This window comes from Streptomyces sp. NPDC005706 (assembly GCF_040631045.1).
Classification (GTDB): domain Bacteria; phylum Actinomycetota; class Actinomycetes; order Streptomycetales; family Streptomycetaceae; genus Streptomyces.
The window spans coordinates 49,731-75,569 of the sequence record NZ_JBEXYS010000006.1; the positions used below are offsets into that span (position 1 = coordinate 49,731).

Annotated in this window: 17 protein-coding genes; 10 read left to right on the forward strand and 7 right to left on the reverse strand. The window is 69.9% G+C overall.

Features of this window, described 5'->3' with window-relative positions:
• Positions 1-120: 120 nt before the first annotated feature.
• Entirely contained in the window at positions 121-1,878 is a 1,758-nt protein-coding gene (locus ABZ478_RS13535; protein ID WP_359548454.1) for an AAA family ATPase, read from the reverse strand.
• Between the two features lie 1,492 nt (positions 1,879-3,370).
• Between ABZ478_RS13535 and ABZ478_RS13540 the strand changes: the two genes are divergently transcribed.
• On the forward strand, positions 3,371-5,671 hold the full coding sequence (locus ABZ478_RS13540) for a heavy metal translocating P-type ATPase (protein WP_359548980.1): 2,301 nt from the start codon (positions 3,371-3,373) through the stop codon (positions 5,669-5,671).
• A gap of 175 nt (positions 5,672-5,846) precedes the next feature.
• Here the strand turns inward: ABZ478_RS13540 and ABZ478_RS13545 are convergent, their stop codons facing one another.
• Entirely contained in the window at positions 5,847-6,308 is a 462-nt protein-coding gene (locus ABZ478_RS13545; protein WP_359548456.1) for a hypothetical protein, read from the reverse strand.
• Between the two features lie 326 nt (positions 6,309-6,634).
• Between ABZ478_RS13545 and ABZ478_RS13550 the strand changes: the two genes are divergently transcribed.
• From ABZ478_RS13550 to ABZ478_RS13570, 5 genes are all read left to right on the forward strand, one after another.
• Positions 6,635-8,164, forward strand: coding sequence for a helix-turn-helix domain-containing protein (locus ABZ478_RS13550; RefSeq protein WP_359548458.1), 1,530 nt, complete (start codon positions 6,635-6,637; stop codon positions 8,162-8,164).
• A 580-nt stretch (positions 8,165-8,744) separates the two neighbouring features.
• On the forward strand, positions 8,745-9,308 hold the full coding sequence (locus ABZ478_RS13555; protein WP_359548460.1) for a fasciclin domain-containing protein: 564 nt from the start codon (positions 8,745-8,747) through the stop codon (positions 9,306-9,308).
• Between the two features lie 296 nt (positions 9,309-9,604).
• Positions 9,605-12,550 carry a glycosyl hydrolase gene (locus ABZ478_RS13560; RefSeq protein WP_359548462.1) on the forward strand — a complete coding sequence of 982 codons (2,946 nt, stop codon included), beginning with the start codon at positions 9,605-9,607 and terminating at the stop codon, positions 12,548-12,550.
• A 154-nt stretch (positions 12,551-12,704) separates the two neighbouring features.
• Positions 12,705-13,592 (forward strand): slipin family protein, encoded by an 888-nt coding sequence (locus ABZ478_RS13565; protein WP_359548464.1) that lies wholly within the window; start codon positions 12,705-12,707, stop codon positions 13,590-13,592.
• A gap of 42 nt (positions 13,593-13,634) precedes the next feature.
• A complete protein-coding gene (locus tag ABZ478_RS13570) occupies positions 13,635-14,144 on the forward strand; it encodes a glutathione peroxidase (protein WP_359548466.1) in 510 nt (169 codons plus the stop codon).
• 146 nt (positions 14,145-14,290) lie between these two features.
• Here the strand turns inward: ABZ478_RS13570 and ABZ478_RS13575 are convergent, their stop codons facing one another.
• From ABZ478_RS13575 to ABZ478_RS13585, 3 genes are all read right to left on the reverse strand, one after another.
• Positions 14,291-14,482 carry a DUF397 domain-containing protein gene (locus ABZ478_RS13575; RefSeq protein ID WP_359548469.1) on the reverse strand — a complete coding sequence of 64 codons (192 nt, stop codon included), beginning with the start codon at positions 14,480-14,482 and terminating at the stop codon, positions 14,291-14,293.
• Positions 14,483-14,671: 189 nt separating this feature from the next.
• Positions 14,672-15,529, reverse strand: a complete 858-nt coding sequence (locus ABZ478_RS13580; protein ID WP_359548472.1) for a helix-turn-helix transcriptional regulator — start codon at positions 15,527-15,529, stop codon at positions 14,672-14,674.
• A gap of 262 nt (positions 15,530-15,791) precedes the next feature.
• Positions 15,792-16,547 (reverse strand): GPP34 family phosphoprotein, encoded by a 756-nt coding sequence (locus ABZ478_RS13585; protein ID WP_359548475.1) that lies wholly within the window; start codon positions 16,545-16,547, stop codon positions 15,792-15,794.
• A gap of 196 nt (positions 16,548-16,743) precedes the next feature.
• Between ABZ478_RS13585 and ABZ478_RS13590 the strand changes: the two genes are divergently transcribed.
• The 3 genes from ABZ478_RS13590 (at position 16,744) to ABZ478_RS13600 (ending at position 23,287) form a co-directional block, all read left to right on the forward strand.
• Positions 16,744-19,410: a D-alanyl-D-alanine carboxypeptidase gene (locus ABZ478_RS13590; protein ID WP_359548477.1), complete on the forward strand. Its 2,667-nt coding sequence runs from the start codon at positions 16,744-16,746 to the stop codon at positions 19,408-19,410.
• Positions 19,411-19,592: 182 nt separating this feature from the next.
• Positions 19,593-21,548: an MFS transporter gene (locus ABZ478_RS13595; RefSeq protein ID WP_359548480.1), complete on the forward strand. Its 1,956-nt coding sequence runs from the start codon at positions 19,593-19,595 to the stop codon at positions 21,546-21,548.
• A gap of 179 nt (positions 21,549-21,727) precedes the next feature.
• The gene (locus ABZ478_RS13600; protein WP_359548482.1) at positions 21,728-23,287 is read left to right on the forward strand and encodes a sodium:solute symporter family protein; all 1,560 of its coding nucleotides are present in this window, start codon (positions 21,728-21,730) and stop codon (positions 23,285-23,287) included.
• Positions 23,288-23,306: 19 nt separating this feature from the next.
• Here the strand turns inward: ABZ478_RS13600 and ABZ478_RS13605 are convergent, their stop codons facing one another.
• Positions 23,307-24,422, reverse strand: a complete 1,116-nt coding sequence (locus tag ABZ478_RS13605) for an ADP-ribosylglycohydrolase family protein (RefSeq protein WP_359548485.1) — start codon at positions 24,420-24,422, stop codon at positions 23,307-23,309.
• Positions 24,423-24,686: 264 nt separating this feature from the next.
• Here ABZ478_RS13605 and ABZ478_RS13610 point away from each other — a divergent pair, with 264 nt between their 5' ends.
• Positions 24,687-25,220, forward strand: a complete 534-nt coding sequence (locus ABZ478_RS13610) for a DUF2165 domain-containing protein (RefSeq protein ID WP_358930912.1) — start codon at positions 24,687-24,689, stop codon at positions 25,218-25,220.
• On the opposite strand, the gene ABZ478_RS13615 is transcribed toward ABZ478_RS13610, so the two are convergent.
• Positions 25,213-25,776: a hypothetical protein gene (locus tag ABZ478_RS13615; protein ID WP_359548488.1), complete on the reverse strand. Its 564-nt coding sequence runs from the start codon at positions 25,774-25,776 to the stop codon at positions 25,213-25,215. The genes ABZ478_RS13610 and ABZ478_RS13615 overlap by 8 nt on opposite strands.
• Positions 25,777-25,839 lie beyond the last annotated feature (63 nt).

Consider the following 25,839-nt stretch of genomic DNA (forward strand, 5'->3'; position numbering starts at 1 on the left):
ACACACCCCGAGCCCCCACCACCACAGTTGGAAAGCGTGTGGGCCAGGTGATGGGGGGGTCTGCGGCCTGCAACATAGTCCCGAAGTGGCTCCCGGGAACCTTTGGACGCTTCGGTTACATCACCCCACGGCCCGCTTGACCAGTCTGCTCAAGTGGTCTTGAGCCGCCTGCTGTTGGTGATAGCCACCCGAAATAGCAGCAGGAACCCACTCGGGCCCTTTCCTCACATCGAGCGTAGGAGCGAAGCCTTCAAGCTCCCCCACCCTCACTGCGACAATCCCAAGATCATCCAGATTCTCCAGGAGACGCACAGCTGCCGCAGCGGCGCTCGGGTTGCCCCTCCAAGCCGATTCACCGTATTGCTTGAGCGCCTTCCATGGACTTTCCTTTGAGCGGACCAGAGTACGAAATTCATCGGCAGTAGCCGAATCGAAAATGTCCCCCTCACGCCCCTTGAAAGCGTCATTCAAGGACTTCAAGATCACGGATATGAGAAACTTATCACGCGGTTGCCTAAATGGCTGGGTGGCCAGATCGTAATCTTTTTCAAAGTCGCCCCACTCGCCACCGTACGACTCAATGAGGCGCCGCAGAAATGTCCGGTCATTTAGTACGTCCAAATCTGGGCTAGCTACGATAGGCACACGGGCAGAGGATAGAACATCGATCAGCACAGGGAGACCTCCCTTCCCGCCGGAAGGAACGAAAAGTATTTCAGATGAGGGCACGGGTAGGTCTTCTCGAGTTGCCAAAAACTCTAGTGCGGCGCTATAAAATGTACAATCTCGGTCACCCTCGGCAAGGACCGTAAGCTTGTGGAACAAGCCTTCAAGTACGTTTGTGTGACGCAGTACGGGATCAGCCCAGATGCGACGTAGATTATCGACGCTCAATTGGTGAGCTGTCGTTATATTGGCTGGCGACCGGTCGAGCCGGACAATAGATATATCCGCTTCTGATTGCAGGAGGCCAGCTAGCAGATTCTTATCATGAGTCGCTAGCACGATTTGCATGGATTTCTCTCTCGCCAGCTCACCGAGCACTTTCCCTAGTTGTGCAGCTTGTGGCGGGTGCAGGAACGCCTCTGGTTCATCGATCAAGACGATCTGATGGGTGGCCGTAATTAGCGGTAGCATCAGACCGATAAAGCTGCGCATGCCATCGCCTTGCTGCTCAAGACGCGGCAAACTTGAGACTGCCCCTCTATATTCAGGCGTAACCTTGTCAACTGGCGGGGTCGTGACAGATGGCCCCCCTACGCGAATGTTCATCATTTTGCTTAGCACGTCAAGCGTTAGTGGGCGGCTAAAAACCCGCATAGATAGAGCGCTTAGCTCCTCAAACAGGTCGCTGCGATCTTGTAGTGTGTGAATCGGGTGACCGGGAGGGTCTTCTGACCTGTCACGCATTTCAACCGGTTGGACGAAGTTGATCCTGTTCCATGGGTCACCATAGAAAAGTACGTGCGACGTCAAGTCATGTAGACCTTGCCCCGTTCCCACACTGTCGAGCATTTGCCCCACCTGGTGCCAATGGACAAATTGAGCCATGTGCCTGTGAAAAGTTGGGTAGGTGGTGTCGTTGTTCATGCGCGAATGCATGCCAAGCCACGCCCGAGCATCATCGGCATCGCCGGATACCTCTACGCGCAGATCGTCAAACAGTTTCGGCATTCCTGGCTGAACGTACGTAGCGGGGCCTTGAGCAATCCTAAGGTGTATCTGCTTAAGGATCGTTGACTTTCCAACATTGTTAGGTCCCACGAAAACGGTGATGCCGGGTTTCGGTAGATTCAGCATTTGTCCGGCAGGTAGATATACCTCAGAAAGGTGCACCGAGAAGTTGTTGGCATTACCGATGAGTTCGCGCGCTTCCAAGGGGTAACCTCGCATCGAGTCGGCCCAACAGTCCCACTCATAATGCCCAGTCTGTCACTGTGACACTGGACTTTTGATCAAATAAGCGTCCTCGGCGGCGTCGCACAGACGCAGCGATGCTGAGGGAGTCCCGACCAACTCACAGCGTGACGTGGGCGCCCGCGACTCGCCAGCGCGGGCTCTCGCCCCGGAGGGACAACGTAGAAGACGCCAGCTCGGAAGCCAGATGGGGCGGCCGACGCAACGTGCGCACCAGGGAGACACGCCGGATGTACTGACCGCGCACGCCTGGACCCTGGTGCCGCCAGCCGTGCGCCCTCCCTTACGTCTGCACGGTCACGCACCCTGGTTGTAGACAGGAGAGCCGGACTACCGGGGGGGCGGACGGTGGGGGAATGGAAGCAAGGGAAGTGCGGTTGGCCAACGGCGGCCGGCGGTCGTTGCCAGAACAAGACAGTCAAGGGCACATCGCGCTGCTACCTCCACCAAGGGGACTGGACGAAGCGCGGTCAAGCCGAGCTGAGGAAGAGGGCGAGCAAACGCCGCAAAAAGTGAGCTGCAGCCGCGGGTGAGTGTCTAACTGCATGACAACGCCGACGAACAACGGGGGGCGAGCGCTGCCTCCAGCGCACCAGCAGCGCAGGTAGAAGCGTGCGAGCCCAAGGCAGAACCCCTACTCAAGGTGCTTCGGGACGAAGCAGTCGCTCCATTAGAGTGCGCCGCGTGACTGACGACGCTCCCGCGTGTCCCGGGTGCAGCCAGCCCATGAAGTCCTGCGGCATCGTCCTCGCCAAGCGGGAGGACGACGGCGGGCGGACGTGTCGGACGCTATGGCGGTGTACTGCTCGGCATGCCTGGTGGCGGTGGACCGATCGGCCGGATGAGCCTTTGGAGGCCTGTCCGGTGCCGGAGCTGTTCCGCTGACATCCAACGCTGACATCAACGACCGTAGATAAGAGCGACACACAACGGCCACGGACGGCGCTGACGTACGAGGCGAGGCCTGACCAGGGCGGGGTTTGATCGAACTCCTTAAAGCGGGTGTCGCAGGTTCGAGTCCTGGGGGGCGCCAGGGAGACGGCCCAGACCGATCACGGTCCGGGCCGTTTTGACGGCATCATTTGACGGCAATCGCGGCTAGTCGACTCAGCGGCCCACCTCGCTCCATGGAGATCCGGTCGGAGCCACCTCGCGCCGGGTGTCGTGCACGAGTGGGGCTACTCGATCGTCAAGAACCGGGCCGTCATCGAAGACCTGCGAACCCACGCTCGCCGAGCCGTGGCCCCGTGCCCCGCCTGGCCCTTCACATCGGCCGATGCCGCTCGTGTCCGGCACGCGCGCGCACCGTCTGTCCGGCCCTGATCCAGGGCCGGTCGTCCCTGTCGCCGGCGCTGGGGGCGCGGTGTGATGGATGCGGACCGAACCGATGGTCGGCGATCGACCGGACGGACCGAGGTACGCCATGGACGACCACCCCACCCGTGCGGCACGGATGCCCCGCCTCTCTGCGGCGCACGGCGCATCACGGCTCGAACCCGTCCTGCTGGCCGTCACCGCGGCGGCGCTGACCGCCGGTGGCCTCGCCTGGCTGGTCGGTGCGACCGGTCTCGCCGACCTCTTCTGGGCACTGGGGACCCTGTCGGCCGTCGTGCCCGCGGTGGGCTGGGTGCTCGTCGCCCTGCGGCACGGCCGCGCGGGGGTGGACCTGATCGCCGTGCTCGCGCTCGGCGGCACCCTGGCCGTCCATGAGTACCTGGCCGGCGCACTGATCGCGCTGATGCTCGCCACCGGCCGCACCCTGGAGTCCGCGGCCCAGCGGCGCGCCTCCCACGATCTGCGTGCCCTGCTGGAGCACGCGCCCCGCTTCGCCCGCCGTCGCACCGACGCCGGTGTGGCCACGGTGCCCCTGGACGAAGTCGCCGTCGGGGACCTGCTCGTCGTCGGAGCGGGCGAGGTGGTCCCGGTCGACGGCCGCGTGGAAACCGTCACCGCCGTCCTCGACGAGTCCGTCCTCACCGGCGAGCCACTGCAGGTCGAGCGCCCGCGGGGCGAGAAGGTGCGCAGCGGTGTGGTGAACGCCGGAGGCGCCTTCGAACTGCGCGCCACCGCCACCGAGCAGGACAGCACCTACGCGGGGATCGTGCGGCTGGCCAGGCAGGCCGGAGCCGAGTCGGCGCCCGTGGTACGGCTGGCCGACCGCTACGCGGCCTGGTTCCTGCCCCTGTCCCTCCTTGTGGCGGGCCTGGCCTGGCTGGTCAGCGGTTCCCCGGTACGTGCGGTCGCCGTCCTGGTGGTCGCCACCCCCTGCCCGTTGCTGCTCGCCGCACCGGTCGCCATCGTCTCCGGCCTGTCCCGGGCCTCCCGTCTCGGCGTGGTCATACGTGACGGCGGCGCACTGGAGAACCTCGGCCGCGCACGCACCCTTCTGCTGGACAAGACCGGCACTCTCACCCGCGGCCGCCCCCGTGTCCTCGACGTGATCGCCGCCCCCGACGTCAGACCCGCCGAAGTACTTCGGCAGGCGGCCTCCCTCGACCAGTACTCGCCGCATGTCCTGGCCCAGGCCATCGTGGACACCGCCCGGGAACGCAAGCTGGAGCTGTCGGTCCCCGCCGGCGTCACGGAGGAGCCCGGCCGGGGTGCGACCGGAACCGTCGACGGGCACCAGGTCTCCATCGGCCGTTTCGGCCCGACGGACGCACGGCCGTCCTGGGCCAGGGCGGTCGACAACCGCGCCCTCCTCGACGGCGCGGCCGTCGCCTGGCTCACCGTCGACGGACAGCCGGCCGGAGCCCTGCTCCTGCGTGACCCTCTGCGCCAGGACGCGCCCAGGACGTTGCGCCACCTGCGCGCTGCGGGCATCGAACGGCTGCTGATGCTCACCGGCGACCGTGCCGCTCCCGCCCACGAGGTGGCCGCCCTGCTCGAACTGGACGACGTACGCGCCGAACTGAGCCCTGCCGGCAAGGTCGCCGCCGTACGCGCCGAACGTGAACGGGCGGTCACCGTGATGGTCGGTGACGGCGTCAACGACGCCCCCGCGCTCGCCGCCGCCGACATCGGCGTCGCCATGGGCGCCCGCGGCTCCACCGCCTCCTCCGAAGCCGCCGACATCGTCCTGACCACCGACCGCGTCGACCGACTCGCCGACGCCGTCGCCATCGCCCAACGCGCCCGCCGCATCGCCGTCCAGAGCGCCCTCGGCGGCATGCTGATGTCCCTGGCCGCCATGGGCGCGGCCGCCTTCGGTCTGCTCCCGCCCGCCGCCGGCGCCCTGCTCCAGGAAGGCATCGACGTCGCCGTCATCCTCAACGCCCTGCGCGCCCTGCGGGTCGACCAGGCCGCACGGCCGGCACTGACCCCGGCCACCGAAACCCTCATCCACCGCTTCGCCGCCGAACACGACGACCTCCAGGACGTCCTCGAATCCGTACGTGACGCAGCCGACCGCCTCTCCGACAACCCCGGCCCACAGGCCCTGGCGGCCGTACGGGACACGCACCGGCTCCTCACCGAACGCCTGCTGCCCCACGAGTACGCCGAGGAGCACCAGCTCTACCCCGCCCTCGCGCCGGCGCTCGGCGGTCCGGAGGCCACCGCCACCATGAGCCGAGCCCACACCGAGATCGAACGGCTCTCCCGCCGCATCGCCACCCATCTGCAACTGGCCCACGACGGCGGCCTGGCCCCCGGACAACTCGACGACCTGCGCTCCTGCCTCTACGGCCTCAACACCGCGCTGCGCCTGCACTTCACCCAGGAAGAGGAGAACTACTTCTCCCTGGCTCCATGACGGCCGGCTCCGGCTGGAACGGGTCCAGGACCGGACAGCGCGCGTGCGCGGCCAGACGGACCGCCGTCGGACCCGGCATCAGCCCCGGAACGGCCGCTGCTCGGAGGCGACTTGGCCTTCGAGCAGCGGCCGTTCCAGAATCTCGCGCTGCGGCTTGCGGCTGCGGCCCGAGCGACTACTTGTGGGCCGCGCCCTTCGCGCCGATGTGGAAGATCCTGTGGCTGTCGCGGGTCATGTCGACGACCAGCTTGGTGGTGGTGCCGCTGCCCCAGGTGAGGGTGACGACGGCCTCCGTGCGGTTGCGGGTGGTGCCGTTGTCGGTGACCTTCCAGGCGAGCGGGACGTTCTGGGCGCGCAGGACGCCGTCGGCGTGCTCGCGGTCCTCCCAGGCCGCCAGCTTCCGCTGGAAGGCGGGAGTGAGGTAGTGGTCGCGCAGGGCCTGACCGAGGTTGCCGCGGTCCTCGTCGATCACCGCGTCGATGTAGGTGCCGTAGAAGTCGGCGATGCGAGTGATGTCGTCGGACGTCCTGCCGCTGACGCTGCGCGGGGCGCCGGCGGAGGCCTGGGCGGTGGCGCCGAGGCCGAGAGCGGCGGCGAGGACGCCTGCGGTCAGTACGGTGCGGGTCTTGCTCATCATGCGTGTTCCTCTTTTTCCGAGTCGTGCCGGATCGCGCCGAAGGGCGCCGTCGGTGGTCGATGGGCCGCCCTCCCCACCCCCGTGACGGAGGGCGGCCCTGCTCAAGTGGCCGGTGGAGCGAGGAGCGGGCCGGCTCGGGTGCGCCTGGGCATGGGTGTCCCCCGTGGATGAGTGCATGGATGTCGTGCGCCGCCCGCCGCCGTCTGGTCGGTCCGGCCCTGGTCGGTGCGACACCAGGAGCATCGGCCGTCACGGCGGCCCGGTGCAACGCTGGACGCCCATCCGGCGGCGGTGGAACCATCCCAGCCCGCCTGACGTGCAGGTATATGGGCCGCCTGGGATGCGGGGATACGCGGTGGGACGGGGGAACGGTGTCGACCGGGGACGACGTCGAGCGGTTCGCGGCGCTGCTGCGTCTGCTGAAGGACCGCACGGACCGGAGCTACGGCTCTCTGGCCCGGCGCCTCAACATGAACACCTCCACGCTGCACCGGTACTGCGCGGGCGACGCCGTCCCGCAGGACTACGCCCCGGTGGAGCGCCTGGCCGCCTTCTGCGGGGCGACACCGGAGGAACGTCTGGAGCTGCACCGCCTGTGGCTGCTCGCGGTGACGGCACGACAGCGGCCGAGGGCGGGCGGGGCCCCAGCGGAGCCGGTGGAGCCGGCGGAACCGGCGGAGGCCGACGGCGTTGGCAGTGCCAGGGGCGGCATCGACACCGACAGCGACAGCGACAGCGACCAGGGCGGCATCGACGGTGACGGGGGCGGCACAAGCGGTCCACCGCCGCCGCGACTCGGCGCGGACGCGCCCGACGCCGGGCCGACCGGTTCCGGCGCGCCCGACGCCGGACCCTCCGCCTCCAACACCCCCGGGCCGGGCAGGCCCGAGTCGGCGGCCCCGCTGGATGCGGCCCGCTCGACCGGGCGGGCCTGGTACCGCCGTCGCCGTACCGTCGTCGGCGCCGCCGCGGCGACCGTGTTGATGGTGACGCTGGGCAGTCTGTCCGCGCTCTCGGCCGACCGGTCCCACGACGACCCGGCCAAGGCCTCCGGTCAGTCCCGTACGCCGGGAACCGGTACGTCACACCGTGCCTCGGCCACCGCGGCCCGCCCCTCCCCCGGCCGTTCGTCGGCCTCGCCCTCCGCGGGAGCACGGGCTTCGGGAGGTCCCGGGGCAAAGGGCGGACCGGCGGCGGGGTCGAAGAGCGACGCCCCCGTCGTGACCGGTGTGCCGCTCGCCGTGACCACCGACTCGCTCGTCTGGGACGGCGGTTGCGGGCACGACTACGTCATCGGCAAGGAGCCGGCCCAGGTGCCGCCGCCACCGGTGCAGCAGGACGCCGGGGTGTGGGCGGCGACGCAGGGAGCGGTGCACGGGCGGCAGACGATGGTACGGATCTCGGCGCAGGGGAAGTCGTCCACGGCCGTGGTCCTGGAGGCCCTCCGGGTCCGTGTCGTCAGCCGCGGCACCCCGGTCACCGGCAACGCGTACGCCATGGGCCAGGGTTGCGGCGCCGACCTGACGCCCCGTGACTTCTCCGTGAACCTGGACGTCAACCGCCCTGTCACCCACGCGCGTTCCGGTTACGACGGCGGGAAACCCGTCCCCGCGGTGCCGCTCCCCTACCGCGTCTCCGCCGAGGAGCCGGAGGTGCTGCTGGTCACCGCGACGACCGAGGCCTACGACTGCGAGTGGTACCTGGAACTCGACTGGTCCTCCCAGGGCCGCACCGGCACGGTCCGCATCGACGACCACGGCCGTCCGTTGCGCACCAGTGGCATCAAGGGCCTGCCCCACTACTGGTACGGCACGAACGGCCAGGGTGTACGTCAGTGGGTGCCCACCGGCTCCTGACGTGCGCCACACGCTTCCGAGCCGACGGGCCACCACGATCGCCCGCGGATCACGCTCAGGCGCGGGAGCGGCCCCGGGGCACGACGCGCGTCGCGGCGGTCACGCTCCGTTCGACGAGAGGGCGCACCGCGCATCGGGTTGCGACGAAGATCGAACCGACTACCGCGAACCCGGACGCAATTGCGCGATTCTACCGCCTTCGACCACTTTTGGGGTGAGGGCGATCCCGGCATGCGAGCCGCGATCGCGTGCCCGGTGGCCAACCGTTTTCCAGGTGCGAAGAGTTGGCGGTCGCGTGGAGCGGGCGGCCGCCGGGTCCCGGGAGCACCCGTGCGGCGGCCTCCGGTCGGTCGTCACGGCTCGGGGCCCTCGGCATCCAATTCCGGGCGCCCGCGCTCGAGATGCGGTCACCGGCATCTGCTGGATACGCTCGCTGAGTGGCCGGATGACGATGGCCCGAGGCAAGGCCGTGGCGCGGCAGCCGCCCCACCCGGCCCGCGGAGACGAGGACGTCCGAAAGTCCGAGCCTCCGCAGTGCTCACGCCTCCATGGGAGGAAGGTCGCGATGAGGTCCACCCGTATGCGTAAAGCAAAGGCCGGCGCGGCGGCGTTGGTCGCCCTGCCGCTCGCGCTCGTCGTTCCGGCGTCGCAGAGTCACGCACAGGACGCGTCTCCCAGCCCGTCGGGGACGTTCGGTTCCGGCTGCTCGGCGCTCGCGCAGAAGGCCGACACGGCCAAGGACAAGGTCGTCGACGCCGCGTCCGCGTATCCACAGCTCAGCCAGCTGGTCTCGGCCGCGGTCAGGGCCAAGCTGACCGACACCCTGAACGGCAAGCCCGACGTCACCATCTTCGCCCCGAACGACCAGGCCTTCAAGAACGTCACCGCGTCGCAGCTCACCTCACTTCTCGGCGACCAGGGGCAGCTGAAGAAGGTGCTGACCTACCACGTCGTGGACAAGCAGATCACCCCGAACGAGCTTCCCAACGGCTCCTTCACCACGGTGGAGGGCGGCAAGCTGACCACGTCGGGCTCCGGTTCCGACTTCAAGGTCAACGGCAAGGCGAACATCGTCTGCGGCAACATCAAGGCCGCGAACGCCACGATCTACGTCATCGACCAGGTTCTCCAGCCCCCGTCCTGATCCCGCCCGCACGCGTGAAGGCCCTCCCGTCCGGTGGACGGCAGGGCCTTCACGCGTGAGCACGGGGTGACGGCCGGTCGAACGATCATTGCGCTTTGTATTGACGGTGCCTCAGGCCGTCCCTAGCCTTCCGTGCTTGAGAGCGCTCTCAAGGCACTGGGTTCCGGGCTCTCCGCCACAACGGCCTGCGAAGTGAAAGGCCGGCCGCGTCACTCGTTTCAACGGCCCACCGCACCTGCCGGCCCGGGCCGTCCGTACGCCCCGCCCCGCCCCGCCCCGTGCTGAAGGGTCCTCCCATGTCAAGAGACAGTGTTCAGCCGCCGAGAGCGGTGCCGTGGTCCCCGCCCTGGCGGCGGGCCGCGGTGTTCGTGGCTCTCGCCGCCCTCCTCGGGGCGGTCCTCACCGTGCTCGACTCCGCGAAGGCCGGCGCCGACCCGGTGGGGGCGGGCAGTTACACCACCACGGCGCCCGGGCCGCTGCCCTCCGGCTGCGCGGACCTGTCCACCGACCCGCGTCACTGGGTGACCGCCAACGCCCCGTCGGGCGCGGTCCCCACCAACGACTGGTGGTCGTCGATCCTCTGGAAGCGCACCAACTGCGCCTACGGCGAGCCCCTGTTCGCCCAGCCGCTCGGCTTCCGGGCCGGGTCGGAGGGGCTGGGCGTCTCCTACAGCACCAGGCCGACGGTCTCCGGCAGCGGCAAGGGCGTGGGCGAGTACCACTTCGAGTACAAGGAGGACTTCGTCGCCGGCGTCTCCGGTCTGGCCGCCCCCGAGGTGAAGGTCGACGGCTGGAGCGACTGGACCGTCAGCCCGTACCTCAGCGACGGCGCGCACACCCTGCGGGCGACGATCGGCTCCGGGCTGCCGTTCGCCTACTTCCGCGCGACGGGCGGTGACGCGCGGATCAAGGCCGCCTCCGGCGCGACGGTGGACGTGTGGTCCCACTCCGGCTCGACGCTCGGCTACTCGGTCGACGGGCACGACTACGTCGCCTTCGCCCCGGCCGGGGCCACCTGGTCGGTCAGCGGGTCCACCTTCACCTCCTCGCTCGCGGGCAAGGACTACTTCTCTGTCGCCGTGCTGCCGACCACGCCGTCCACGTCGGCCGCCGACCGCACCGCGCTCGCGGACGCGTACGCCGAGTACGCCCACGACCCGGTCACCGGAACGGCCGTGTCCTACCGGTACGACGAGGCGAAGAGCACCGTCACCACCACGTACCGCTTCACCACCGACGCGCTCGAAGGATCGGCGACCGGGACGGTGGCGGCCCTGCTGCCGCACCAGTGGCGCCATCTGTCCGACGGCAGCCCGCTGCCGCAGACCTATGTCTCCTCCCGCGGCCCGCTCAAGGTGCTCACCGGCGTCACGTCCTTCACCACGACGATGGACTTCCACGGGGTGCTGCCCGAGATACCGGCGGTCGCCGACAGTTCCGGCGCCGACGCCGCGACCCTGCGGGACTACCTGAACGCCGAGAAGGCCGACCCGACCCGTCAGGTGAGCGACGACACCTACTGGACCGGCAAGGGGCTCGGACGTGCCGCACGCCTGGCGGAGATCGCCGACCAGACCGGCGACACCGAGGTGCGCGACGCCGCTCTGTCCGCCATCAAGTCGAAGCTCACGGACTGGTTCACCGCCTCGCCGGGCAAGACGGGCCGGCTGTTCTACTACGACGGCGAGTGGGGCACGCTGATCGGCTACCCGGCCTCCTACGGGTCCGACCAGGAGCTGAACGACCACCACTTCCACTACGGCTACTACATCGCCGCCGCCGCGACCCTCGCCAGGTTCGACCCGACCTGGGCCGACGCCGATCACTACGGCGGGATGGTCGACCTGCTCATCCGGGACGCCGACAACTACGACCGGACCGACGAACGCTTCCCGTTCCTGCGTGACTTCGACATCTACGCCGGCCACGACTGGGCCTCCGGCCACGGCTCGTTCGCCGCGGGCAACAACCAGGAGTCCTCTTCCGAGGGGATGAACTTCGACAACGCCCTCATCCAGTGGGGCATCGCCACCGGGAACAAGGCCGTCCGGGACGCGGGCATCTACATGTACACCACCCAGGCCGCCGCCATCGAGGACTACTGGTTCGACGTCCACGACCAGGTCTATCCGGAGGGCTTCCAGCACAAGGGGGTCGGCATGGTGTGGAGCAACGGCGGCGCCTACTCGACCTGGTTCTCCAGCGCCCCCGAGCAGATCCAGGGCATCAACCTGCTGCCGGTGACCGGCGGACACCTCTACCTGGGCGACAACCCCGCCCACGTCAGGGCCAACTACCAGGAGATGCTCGACCAGGCCGGCAGGACCCAGCCCGGGATCTGGCCCGACATCTGGTACGAGTACCGGGCCCTGGGCGACGGTGACGCGGCCCTGGCCGACTTCCGCGCCCACAGCTCCCTCACCTCCGAGGAGGGCGAGAGCAAGGCCCACACCTTCCACTGGATCCGCAACCTCGCCGCGCTCGGCACCGTGGACACCGGGGTCGGCGCCGACTCCCCGCTGAGCGCCGTCTTCGTCAAGAGCGGCGAACGCACCTACGTCGCCGCCAACACCACGGCCACGGACAGCACGGTGCACTTCTCCGACGGCACCGCCGTGCGGGTGCCCGCCGGGAAGACGGTCACGGCCGGCGCGTACACATGGAGCGGCGGCAGCGCACCGGGCGGCACGAGCCCCACGCCCACGCCCACCCCCACGGAGACCGCGTCGCCTTCGCCGAGCCCGACGCCCTCGCCCACCGGCGGGACGGGTTCGTCGCCCACGCTCTACCCGGACGAGGACGGGACACTGACTGGCACCGCGGGCCCGGCGGGCTCCGTGACCGTGGCCTCCGCCGACGGCGTCAACCATGACGGCACCCCCTACAAGCCGACCACCTTCACCGCGACCGGACTCGACCTCGGTTACGTCGACGGCCAGACCCGGTTCGACCTCGCCGTCGACGCCCAGAACGCCGTCGCCAACGGACCCCAGGCACAGGTGTCCTACGACTGCACCGGCGACGGCACTTGGGACCGCGTGGAGACCTACCGGTACTTCGCCACCGACCCGGTCACCGGCTGGGAGCACTACACCGACCGAGCCGGAACCAGCTCCACCACCGGCACGGCGTGCGACCTGAGGAACGGGACCGTGCGGGTGAAGGTCTGGAACGCCATCGGCAGCGCGCCCACCGTCCTCGGCACCGGAGAACGGTCGGTACTGCGGCTGCCCTACAGCTGACGCACCACGCGCCGGTGGTGGTGGGGAAACCCGCCGCCACCGGCGTCGCGTCGGCCCGCATTCTTGACGGTTTCATGACGCGGGTGGCCGCACCCTTCGCCGCCGGGCCGGTGTCCTATCCGGTGTCTCTGCCTGAAGTGAGGATTGGAGTGCCATGGAAGGCACCGTCGTCGCAGTGGTCGTGGTGGCCGCTCTGCTGCTGATCGTGCTGAAGAGCGGGATGCGCGTCGTCAACCAGGTGGAGCGCGGTGTGGTGTTCAGGTGGGGCAAGGCCCTGCCGGCGCACCGGCAGCCGGGCGTCACCTTCCTCATCCCGTTCGCCGACCGGATGCGCAAGGTGAACGTGCAGGTCGCGACCATGCCGGTGCCCACCCAGGAGGGCATCACGCGGGACAACGTGTCGGTCAAGGTCGACGCCGTCGTGTACTTCCGGGTGACGGATCCGGTGCGCGCCGCCATCGAGGTGCAGGACTACGTCTTCGCCGTCGGGCAGGTCGCCCAGTCCTCCCTGCGGTCCATCATCGGCAAGAGCGATCTGGACGATCTGCTCAGTGACCGGGAGCGGTTGCACGAGGGCCTGGCGCTGATGATCGACAGCCCGGCCGCCGGGTGGGGCATCCACATCGACCGGGTCGAGATCAAGGACGTGCAGCTTCCCGAGTCGCTGAAGCGGTCCATGTCACGGCAGGCCGAGGCCGAGCGTGAGCGGCGGGCCCGGGTCATCACCGCCGACGGTGAGTTCCAGGCCGCGCAGCAGCTCGCCAACGCCTCGCGGATCATGTCCGACACCCCGGAGGCCATGCAGCTCCGTCTGCTGCAGACGGTCGTCGAGGTGGCCGCCGAGAAGAACTCCACGCTGGTCATGCCGTTCCCGGTGGAGCTGCTGCGGTACTTCGACCGGGCCGTGAAGAAGATCGACACCGAGATCGAGGAGAAGGCGCGGGGGGAAGTGAAGGGGCAGGAGCAAGGGCGGAACGTCGTGCCGGAGCAGCAGGCCCCGGCAGGGGAGCAGCGGGCGCCGGAGGGTGTGGAGCAGGGCTGAGCCTCCGGGTCGGCCGGTGGCGGAGCGGGCTAGCATCCGGGCATGACTGCTACTGAGAACAACGGTTCCGTGCTGGACATCGAGATCGGCGCCCTCCAGGGCGGCTCCGCCCGTCTGCCGGGCTACGCCGGCCAGGCCGTGCTCATCGTGAACGTGGCCTCCAAGTGCGGGCTGACCCCGCAGTACACGGGTCTTGAGCGGCTGCAGGAGCGGTACGCCGAGCAGGGCTTCACCGTGCTCGGCGTGCCCTGCAACCAGTTCCTCGGGCAGGAGCCCGGCACCGCCGAGGAGATCGCCGAGTTCTGCTCGGCCACGTACGGGGTGACCTTCCCGCTGACCGAGAAGGTCGAGGTGAACGGGGAGGGGCGGCACGCGCTGTACGAGCGCCTCGTCGGTTTCGCTGACGGTGAGGGGCACAGCGGGGACATCCGCTGGAACTTCGAGAAGTTCCTGATCGGCCGGGACGGACAGGTCGTCGCCCGGTTCTCGCCGCAGACCGAGCCGGAGGCGGCCGAGGTCGTCGCGGCCATCGAGGGGCAGCTCGGCCGGTAGTACGGGACGAAGGACTCGATGGGCGCGCCGCTCAGGTGCGTAGAGCCCTCTCGGCAAGGACGGCGACTGGTCGAGAGGGCTCTGTGAGTGACGCTTGTGCAGTTGTCGTCGAGCGACGTCTAGGCGCGAGGGGCAGAGAGAGCCCCCTAGGCCTTGACCGAGGCGACGAAGACGTTCCACGCCTGGGCGGGGAAGGCCAGGATCGGGCCGTCGGTGACCTTGGAGTCGCGTACGGCGAGTTCCACGGTGGTGGGCGACTTGACCTCGACGCAGGCGCCGTTGCCCGCGGAATAGGAAGACTTCATCCACGTCTCCGAAGCGCCCTGAACCAGTGCCATGTCCACTCCTGTTGCCAGTTGCTGTAGTGCGGTTCGCGCCAACCCTGTCGTCTGATTGGCGTGATCGACGCTACCGGGCAACTGCCGCCTGCGGAGTAGTCGTTCACTCAAGCGGATGGCATATTCCAGGTGAGCCTTCCGCTGGAGTGGACCAATGGTGTACGATCCCGCGCTTTTGCGGGACACGACTCACTCGGCGTACCCCTTGGCCACCTTCGCGATGAGTTGCCGGGACTGTTCCACATTGAGGGACTGTGCCCGCAGATGTTCGTACATCACGGCGTACTTCTGCACGTCCGGCGCCTTCTCCAGGTACAGGTCGCTGGTGACGCCCTCGAGGTAGACCACGCTCGAGTCGGCGGCGTCGGTGAACTCCAGGATCGCGTACTGGCCGTTGAGCCCCGGATGGGCGCCCACCTCGAAGGGCAGCACCTGCACGGTGACGTGCGGGAGCTGGGACATCTCGACCAGGTGCTCCAGCTGTTCACGCATCACCAGCCGGCTGCCGACGACCCGGAGCAGCGCAGCCTCGTCCAGCACCACCCACAGCCGCAGGGCGTTGCCGTCGGCGGTGATACGTTCCTGTCGCCGCATGCGGACCTGCACGCGCTTCTCGATCTCGGCCGTCGACGTCTCCGGCAACGCGCCCTGCACCAGGGCCTCCGCGTAGGCGCGGGTCTGCAACAGGCCGGTCACGAGCTGGGGTTCGTACACCCGCAGCGACTCGGCGTCGGTCTCCAGGCCGATGTACACGCTGTACGGGATGTCCCCGAACGTGTGCCACCAGCCCTGCTGGCGGGAGTCACGGGCCATCTCCATCAGCGAGTCGACGATCCGCTGGTCCTCGACCTCGTACACCCCGCACAGGTCGCGCACATCGCGCTGGCTGATGCTTCTGCGGCCGTTCTCCAGCCGGCTGATCTTCGACTGCGACACGAGCAGCCGCTCCGCCACCTCTTCGGCCGTCATGCCCTTGAGCTCGCGGAGCCTGCGCAGCTCCTGGCCCAGCCGGCGCCGCCTGACGGTGGGATTCACATTGGACGCCACGGGACGTGCACCTCCGGCTGCCTGCCTGTACTGACCACTTTGCGTATCTGCTGTTGAGCAGACTGCCACCAAGGCGCTTTCCACCGCTGGGAAACGGCGGATATGCAGCGGTTACGCGCCGATGAGGGCGTGGCCCGGCGCTCCGGACACGGCCGAGCGGGGCGATGAGACCACGCGGATCTCACCGCCCCGCTCGAACCAGCGGCTCCCGGAACGGGTTTCGGGGACTGCGTACCGGTGTCGTGGGGACCGGCGGTGCGGCTCAGTGGGTCACGGCACGTGCCATGGACCCGCGGTGCGGCTGCATCGGGACCCCGCGCGCGGGTTCCACCGCGCCCCTGGGTCCGGGCCCCGCCGGACGTCCGGCCGTGGCCGGACCACGCCGTGGCTGGGCCACCGCGCCGTTCTGCACGTCCATCACGGCATGCGCCACCAGCCCGCCCATGGGGTCGTGCCGGATCAGGTCCCGCAGCCGGGAGCGGGAGGATCGTCCCTCGTTCCCCGGATACAGGTGCTTGCCGAGCCCGACCGCGTGCGCCAGCGCGGCGAGCGCCGCGGTCCGCGGGTCCGGCGGTACGCCGGTGCGGATCGCGTTGTCCAGCCGGGCTCGGATCTCCCGGCTGATATCGGTGTCCGTCGCCTGGTAACGCGTCGTGGGCAACACCCCGCACATCTGGCCCGGTACGGCGGCGACCATGCCGCACCGCTCCAGGTGCGAAAGGTAGATCTGGCGGAGCCCCAATCGCGGCCCGCCGATCCAGTGGACGGCACGCACGGGAGCGCCACGCCTTCGCAGCAACTCCAACGCGCAGTCCAAAGTCGGATCTCCAGTCGGCCGTGGCACCACCACGGCGATACGATCCCCGTCTGGGGCTATCCGTCCGGCCAGCGCCAGCTCCACTAGCTGTGCTCCGGCCAGACCGAGGTCGAGCGACTGCGGCTGTGCAGTGGTACCCGTGGCCGGGTCCAGTGCCAGCAGCAGAAGCTCCTCCGGAATTGTTCTGCGGCTCCTGCCCATCCATGCCTCCCCGCGTGGATGAATGACAGGGTGACCCCTCTCACATTGGTCTGTCGAGGGTGCGTGACCGGTTCGTAAGGGAACCGGCAGGTATGTCGTTCTCGTCTACCGCAGGGGCCAAGTCCTCACACAGGACACTGGTACATGGTTCGGACAGGGCGCGCGAGTGTGCGTGCGGCGCATGGAGGAGGCATCGGTGGCGGGCGAGTCCCCCGACAGGTCGAAGCAGCGCGAGTCGTCGGCGGAACCGACGTCGGGGAGCGCGGGTTCGGTTCCCGAGGCACGCGATCCGCGCCTCGCGGTGTCCCGAGAAAAGGATTCCTCGGGTGCCGTCGACACGGCGACGAAGATTCTTTCGGTGCGGGACGGGAAGGCCTCCGACGCCTCGGAGGAGTCCGGGCCCCGGCCGCCCGAGGAGGACCGGGACTCCGACCTCCGCGAGGCGGTCTCGGCGTGGATCCGCTCGGCCAAGGACCCGGAGCCGGAGTCTGGCTCGGACGACACCGCGACCGCGAGCGACGCCTCGCGGGCGGACGAGGGCACGGAGACCGAGCCGAGTCCCGCCGCGGCCACGGAGGCCGGTACGGCCCCGGAAGCGGGCGTGGAGACCGAGACGGGGCCTGAGGCCGGCAAGGACGCCAACGAGGACGAGGCGCGGGCCCCGAAGAGCTCCGACGCGAAGTCCGGCAAGTCCGGCGCCGAAGCCGGCGGCGAGACCGCCACGGGCTCGGACGCGGAGACGGGCACCGACGCGCAGGCGGACGACGACGCCGGCCCGAAGGCGGACCCGGACTCGGAGACCGCCACCGACGCGAAGGCAGCCGAGGGCGCCGCCGCGAAGTCCGCCACAGGCGCGGGCACGAGCGCCGAGGCGGACGCCAACACCCGCGCGAAGACCGCCACAAGCGCCGACACCGACACGGCATCGGCGAACGCCGACGCGGACACAGAGACCGGCACCGACGCGGACCGCGACGCCGACCGGAAGGCCGGCGCGGGCACGGACGCGAAGGCGGACGCCGACGACGGCGCAAAGGCCGTCGAGGGCCCGGACACGGCTCCCACGAAGGCGGACGCCGGCACCGGGGCCAAGGCTGCCGCAGGCGCCGACGCGAAGGCGGCCAAGGTGGCCGGTGCGAAGGCCGCCGCGGCCGCCGCCCGGGCCGCGAAGGCCGCCGCGGAAACGGGTGGCACCACCGGCGCGCCGAAGGACGCCGACGGCGAGGACGCCCCGCAGAGGCCGCCCGCGGCCGACGACGAGAGCCGCACGGGCGGTGCCGGTGCGAAGACCTCGACCGCCGAGGGCGAACCCGCGGCGAAGGGCGTCGACCAGCCCACCACCGCCTTCAAGGCCGTACGCCCGAAGAAGCCCGAGGTCGACCAGCCCACCACCATGCTCAAGCTCGGCACCGCCAAGCCGAAGCCCGAGCCCAAGGCTGAGACCAAGGCCCCCGCCGGGCCCCCCGCCCCCGAAGCGGAGCGCACCAGCAAGTTCGTTCCGCTGCGCAACTCCGACCTCACCGCGCCCACGAGCACCGTCCCGCAGGTCGGCCCCGAGCGCACCACCCAGCAGCCGCTCCCGCCCAAGCCCCCGCTGGACCTGCTGGCGGAGCTGACGAACACGCCCCCGCCGCCGGAGACCCCGGTCCGCACGCTGGTCCGCCGGGTCAAGATCTGGACGCCGCTGGTCATCCTGCTGGCGATCGTCTTCGCGGTCGTACAGGCGATGCGCCCGCTCCCCCAGCCCACCCTGGACCTCACCGCGAAGGACTCCTACACCTTCGAGGGCGCCAGGACGGACATCCCGTGGCCGGCCCAGGGCCAGGCCGCGCTGGACGTCCAGGGCATCGGCACGTTCGGCTCCTCGGGCACCCAGAAGCCCGTGCCGATCGCGAGCGTCGCCAAGGTCATGACGGCGTACATCATCCTGCGCGACCACCCGTTGAAGAGCGGCGCCGACGGCCCGAAGATCAAGATCGACCAGGCGGCCCAGGACCAGTCGAAGGCGGGCCAGGAGTCCACGGTCGACGTGACGGCCGGCGACAGCATCTCCCAGCGGGAGGCCCTGGAGAGCATCCTCATCGCCTCCGCGAACAACGTGGCCCGGCTGCTCGCGCGCTGGGACGTCGGTTCGGAGAAGGAGTTCGTCGCCAAGATGAACTCCACCGCCAAGGGCCTCGGCATGAGCAACACCACGTACACCGACCCCTCGGGTCTGACGAACTCGACGGTGAGTACGGCCGTGGACCAGGTGAAGCTGGCCAAGGCCGCGATGGAGGAGCCCGCGTTCCGCGAGGTCGCGGCGATGATGTCGTACGACGACTACAAGGGCGTCAACCACTCCAACTGGAATCACCTGGTCGGCCACAACAACGTCGTCGGCATCAAGACCGGCACCACCACCTCCGCCCTCGGCAACCTGGTCTTCGCGGCCAAGCAGGAGGTCGGCGGTGAGACGCGGACCGTCGTCGGCGCCGTGGTCCGCCAGCCCGCCGGCGGCTCGGACAACACCATCCTGAGCGGGGCGCTGGACGCGGCCGACAAGCTGATCCGCTCCGCGCAGGGCGCGCTGAAGTCGGCGACGGTGCTGAAGAAGGGCGACGTCGTCGGGTACGTGGACGACGGGCTCGGCGGCCGTACGCCGGTGGTGACCACGAAGGACGTCGCCGCGGCCGGCTGGTCGGGCCTGAAGGTGAAGCTGTCCTTCGCCTCCGACGTCGTGCCGCACACCGCGAAGGCCGGTACCGAGGTCGGCACGCTCACCGTGGGTGACGGCGGTGCCGGTGCGGTGAAGGTGCCGGTGGCCCTGCAGAAGGACCTGTCCGAGCCGGGCCTCACGGACAAGCTGACCCGCATCGGCTGAGCCGGCCCCGGCCCACCTGGCACGCACCCCGTCGACGGAGCCCCTCGGCGGGGTGCGTGCTAGCGTCACGAAACGGGGCAGGTCGGCGGTCGGGGAACGGGACCGCGAACTGAACGGGAAACGGCCGGGAACACGAGGGACACGGCCGAGAACAGAAGACGGGACACGGGGAGTGCCTTCAGGTGGCCACAACCGAGCGGACACGCTCCGACGACGCCGATCCGGACCCGGGATCCGGCCCGCGAATACGTCCGTCCGCGACTGACGCGGACGGTCGTCACACCGGCCACGCGGACAGCCGTCACGAGGACCGCGCGGGCGGTCACCGCGACGACCGCGTGGCGCAGCACCACGGCGACCGCGCGGGCGGCCCTGCCCCGGCGCGGCAGAGCCTGCCGCTCATCCGTCTGCGCCTCGCCGTCGAGCCCCTCCGGCAGCGGTTCCTGCGGCACCCCGTGCTGTCCGTCACCGTCCTGTCCGGCGCCCTGCACATCATCTGGTTCTTCACGTTCGCGAACAGCGGCGGAGACCTCGCGGCCCAGGACGCCTGGGCCGAGTTCGTCGGCCGGCATCCGGACTCGGCGTACAACCTGGCCTGGTACGGCGGCATGCACCCGGTGTCGTACAGCGTGGTGTCGCCGTATCTGATGTCGCTGCTCGGCGTGCGTACCACGATGATGCTCGCCGGGACGGTCTCGGCGGGCCTGCTGACGCTGGTCCTGCTGCGCAGCCGGGTGGTGCGGAACCCGCTGTGGGCCTCGCTCGCCGGAGTCCTCGCGCTGGTCTGCAACGCGGTGTCCGGGCGGGTGACCTTCGGGCTCGGCACCATGTTCGCGCTCGGCTCGGTTGCCGCCGTCTTCTGCTGGCCGCACCGGTGGCGCTTCAAACGCTGGGCGAAGGCGCTGGTGGCCGCCCCGCTGGCCGCGCTCGCCACGATGTCCTCGCCGGTCGCGGGGCTGTTCGTGGGCCTGGTCGCGGTCGCGCTGTTCCTGCAGAAGCGGCGGCCCGGCGCGTGGGCGCTGGGGCTCGCGCCGTCGGCGGTGGTCGCCGTGTCGGCGTGGCTGTTCCCGTTCTCCGGCACCCAGCCGATGACGTTCGGCTCGGTGGTGATGCCGCTGCTGTACGGCCTGCTGTGCCTGTTCCTGGTGCCCAAGGAGTGGATCACCGTCCGGCTGACGGCGGGCGTCTACAGCCTGGGCGTGGTGCTGGTGTGGCTGATCAACTCGCAGATCGGCTCGAACATCTCCCGGCTGCCGATGCTGTTCGCGGGTGTGACGCTGGTGGCCGCGCTGCCCTACACGGTGCCCCGCTCACGCAAGTGGTACGTGACCGTGCTGGCGTTCCTGGGCTTCGCCGGCTGGATCGGCTTCAAGTCGGTCGACGACATCGTGCACACGACCCCGACCGCGTCCTGGGCCCGCGAGCTGGCCCCGCTGGTCAACCAGTTGCAGAACGTCGGCGCCGAGAAGGGCCGCGTCGAGGTGGTCCCGGCGCGCTCGCACCGGGAGGCGTCCGCGCTGGCGCCGTACGTCAACCTGGCGCGCGGCTGGAACCGGCAGGCCGACATGGAGCGCAACCCGCTCTTCTACGACGACACCCTCAACTCGGCGAACTACCACGAGTGGCTCCAGCGGTGGGCCGTGCACTTCGTGGTGCTGCCGAAGGACAACCCGGACGGCAACGGCGGCGGCGAGCGCGAGCGGACACTGCTGCGGCGCGGGATGCCGTACCTGCGGCAGATCTGGGGCGACGCCAACTGGCAGTTGTTCAAGGTGACCGACCCGGCGCCGCTCGCCGAGCCCAACGCCGTGGTGGACCGGGCCGAGCAGGGCGAGATGACCCTCCAGGTGCGCGAGCCCGGGCGGATCCTCATACGGATCCCGTACTCGCCGTGGCTGAGCGTCGTCGACGGCGAGGGCAAGAGCCTGAAGCCGCCGCAGGAGACGGACGCCTCGAAGCACCGGGACGAGGGCACGCCGAGGACGTACGAGAACGTCAACGGGTGTCTGACGGAGACGGCGGAGGACGCGAAGGGCGACCGGTGGACGGTGCTGCTCGCGCCGAAGGCCGGGACGTACCACCTGGCCGCGCCGTACCAGTTGCCGCGCGGCACTCCCTGCCCCGACGAGCTGAAGTAGGCCCCCGTGCCCCCGGCCGGGGGCCTTCCCACACATCTCGTCGTTCATGTAGGTGAACACGGATCACCACATCGAACATTTTTACCTTCTCTTGACGTTCCTCTTCCTTGCCGTGCGTGCACCTCCGAAACCAGAGTTCACATGCCTGACCCTGGCCCGTGAACTCTGGAAGGGGACACATGAACGGTCTCGACTGGGCCGTGCTGATCGGCTACTTCGGAGTGATGGTCGCGATCGGCGTCTGGTCGCACAAGCGTGTGGACAACGTCTCCGACTTCTTCACGGCCGGCGGCAAGATGCCGTGGTGGCTCTCCGGCATCTCGCACCACATGTCGGGCTACAGCGCGGTGATGTTCACCGGGTACGCGGGCATCGCCTACACCTATGGCGTCACCTCCTTCGTCACCTGGTCCTTCCCCATCGCGCTCGGCATCGCCATCGGCGCCAGGCTGTTCGCGCCGCGCATCAACCGGCTGCGGTCCCGGCTCCATGTGGCATCGCCGCTGGAGTACCTGAAGAACCGCTACAACCTCTCCACCCAGCAGGCGCTCGCCTGGTCGGGCATGCTGCTGAAGATCGTGGACGTCGGCGCCAAGTGGGCCGCGATCGCGACCCTGCTGTCGGTGTTCACGGGTGTGTCCCTGAACCAGGGCATCCTCATCACCGGCGCGATCACCGCCGTCTACTGCACGATCGGCGGCCTGTGGGCGGACGCGCTGACCGAACTCGGCCAGTTCGTCATCCAGTTGCTGGCCGGTGTGTCGATGTTCGTCGCGGTCGTGCTGAAGCTGAGCGACAAGAACATCGGTCTCCTCGACGCCTTCGACCAGCCCGCGCTGCACGGCCACGGCAAGCCGCTGGTCGGCCCGTACGGCACGGTGTTCCTGCTCGCCTTCCTGTTCATCAAGCTCTTCGAGTACAACGGCGGCATGCTCAACCAGGCCCAGCGCTACATGGCGACGGGCAGCGCGCGGGAGGCCGCGCGGTCGGCGCGGCTGTCGGCGGCGCTCTGGCTGGTGTGGCCGGTGGTGCTGTTCTTCCCGATGTGGATGTCCCCGCTGCTGGTCCACGCGCAGAAGCCGGACGGCTCCGACTCCTACGCCCTGATGACCGAGCAGCTCCTGCCGCACGGGCTGCTGGGCCTGGTCATCGTCGGCTTCTTCTCGCACACCATGGCCATGTGCTCCTCCGACGCCAACGCGATCGCGGCGGTGTTCACCCGGGACGTGGCGCCGGTGCTGTCGGCGCGGGCCCGGGCGTGGGGCGAGCGGTCGGGGCTGATCGCGGCCCGGGTGACGACCGTCGTCTTCCTCGGCCTGTCCATGGCGGTGGCGACCCAGGTCAACTCCCCCGCCTTCAAGGACATCATCACGGTCGTCATCAAGTGGGTGGCGGGTCTGATGGGACCGATCGCGATCCCGATGATGCTGGGTCTGCTCCGCCCGTTCCGCCGCTCCGGCCCGACCGCGGCGCTCACCAGCTGGGCGGCGGGTCTGCTCGCCTTCTGGCTGGTGAACTACCCGATCAACTGGAAGGTCGACGGCGGAGTCCCGCTGCAGTACCAGGTCTCCATCCCGCTCGCGGTCTCCCTGGTGCTGTACGTCCTGATCGGCTACCTGAAGCCGGAGGACACCCCCGAGCGGCTCGCGGTCATCGAGACGGTCAACACGGACGGGGACGCGGCGGTGGCCGTGCCGGTGCCCGCGAAGGCCGGGGACGACGTGGTGGGAGCACCGTAGGAGCCGCCGCCGGGACGGTTCAGGCCCGGGGGTAGCGGGCCAGCCAGCCCGGCGTGGACCCGGCGGGGCCGTGCAGGGCGGGGCCCTGGGTCATCTCCATCGCGAAGTCGTCGGCCAGTTCCAGCACGGTGGGGCGGCCCTCCAGCTCGGCCAGCCAGGCCGGCGGGAGGGCCGTGTCGCCGTGCAGGGCGCCGAGCAGGCCGCCGGTCAGGGCGCCCGCCGCGGCCGAGGGCCCGCTCTGGTTGACCGCCAGGCACAGGCCGTGGCGTACGTCCTCGCCCACCAGGGCGCAGTACACGGCGGCGGCCAGCAGCCCGTCGGCGGTGCCGTCGCCGGCCAGCTCCTCCACCCGGCCCGGGCCGGGCAGGCCCTGCCGTACCGCGCCGAGCGCGTGCTGGAGGGCGTCGGCGACGGGCTGGTGACCGGGGCGGGCGGCGAGCAGGGCGAGGGCCCGCTGCACGGCGGCGTCCAGGCTCTCGCCGCGGGCGAGGCCGTGCATGATGACGGCGTACGCGCCCGCCGACAGGTAGGCGATGGGGTGCCCGTGGGTCTGGGCCGCGCACTCCACGGCGAGCTGCGCGACGAGCTGGGGCTCCCAGCCGACGAGGAGGCCGAAGGGCGCCGAGCGGGCGACGGCCTCCGGGCCCAGCTCGCCGGGGTTCTTCGGGGTGTCCAGGGTGCCCATGGTCTCGTCGCCGAGGCCCAGGAGCAGGGCCCGGGTCGGGTCCCGGCGGGCGTACAGCCACTCCTCGCGGGCCAGCCAGCCGTCGTCCTTGCGGCGCTCGTCCGGACCCCAGTCGCGCTGGGTGGCCGCCCAGCGCAGATACGCCCGGTGCAGATCGGTCGGCGGGTGCCAGGCGCCGGTGTCGCGGCGCACCTGGGCCCGTATCAGCCCGTCCACCGTGAAGAGGGTGAGCTGGGTGTGGTGGGTGACCGTGCCGCGCCGGCCGTGCCCGAAGGCGAGGTCGAGCAGGCCCTCCCCGCCGTAGGCGGCACGGATCTCGTCCAGGTCGAGCGCGTCGGCGGGCCCGCCGAGCGCGTCGCCGACGGCCACGCCGAGCAGGGCGCCGCGCACCCGGCTGCGGAAGTCCTGTTGCTCGGCGCGGCCCCAGACGGCACCGGACGTCGCCTCCATGCAGGCCTCCTCGGCACCGTCCGTACGTACGACGCCCAGCACTGTAATCGAACGGGGACGGCCGGTTCACTGGGGCGAATCGGTCCGGCCCGGTCATTCCCGTACAGCTGTGAGCGCTTCCGCCCCGACCGGGGCGGCAGCCGGCGGGATCGCGTGGGGCTCGGGCGCACCGACCGGCCCACGGCCTGAACTCGGCCTGAACCAGGCGGGATTCTGGCGCGATGCGCAGGGGAGATCTCGTCGCGTGACGGGGAGAATCCAGCCATGACCACCACCCCCACCACAGCAGCCACCGCCACGCGCACCTCCGGTACCGGTGCCCACCTGGCCGCCGGTGTCCTCACCGGCGTCGTGGCCCTCTACATCGCACTCGTCGCGGTAGGGAACATCACCGACTTCGGGACCAACCAGCAGTTCGTACGGCATGTGCTGGCGATGGACACGACGTTCAAGGACGACAGCCTGATGTGGCGGGCGATCACCAGCACGGCACTCCAGGACACCGCCTATGTGGCGATCATCGCGTGGGAGTCGGTGGCGGCGCTGGTGCTGATAGCGGGCACGTACCTGTGGGCTCGGCGGGATCACGACCGGGCCCGGCGGTTCTCCGCCTACGGGCTGCTGATGCTCGTGCTGCTCTTCGGCGCCGGGTTCATCGCCATCGGCGGCGAGTGGTTCGCCATGTGGCAGTCGAAGACCTGGAACGGGCTGGACGCTGCCACCCGGGTGCTGGTGCTCAGCGGGGTCGCGCTGATCGTGAACCTCCTGCCGGGCGGACGGCGGGGCGACGCTAGCTGACGACGGCCACCTTGGCGCCCGTGTCCCCGAAGGACCACAGGGCGGCGCCGTCCTGCTTGCGCATGCGTATGCCGCCCAGCTTCTGGCCGCCTGCCGGCGGGGGCGAGGAGCCGTCGAGGGCGTTGGAGAAGGCTATGTTCACGCCCTCCGCCTTGGTGAAGTACATCACGTGCTCGATCTCGACGCCGTCCGAGCCCTTGAGGGACTGGGTGCGCAGGGTGACCGAGTAGCGGCCGGGCCGCGGGCTCACCGTGCCCGGCCACACCGTGAACGTACGGACCGCCTGCCCGGTCGCGTCGACCAGCCACACCCGCTTCTCGCCGACGGAGTAGACGATCCGGCGGCCCGACCCGGAGCCGTCGGGCAGGGCGGGCGGAGCCGACGGCTTCGGGTCCGCGGACACGTGCGGGCGCGGCGACGCCGACGCGCTGGGCCTGGCCGCCACGGCCGTGGGATGCGGCCCGCGCTCGGCCTGCACGCCAAGGGTGACGACGGCCGCGGTCGCCGCCACCGTCAGACCGGAGACCCAGGCCCACGAGGGCAGTCGGGCAGCCACGGGTACGCATCTCCTCCGCTATGGATCCCCTTGTCCGAACCGGGGTCGGATCATCGTACTCAG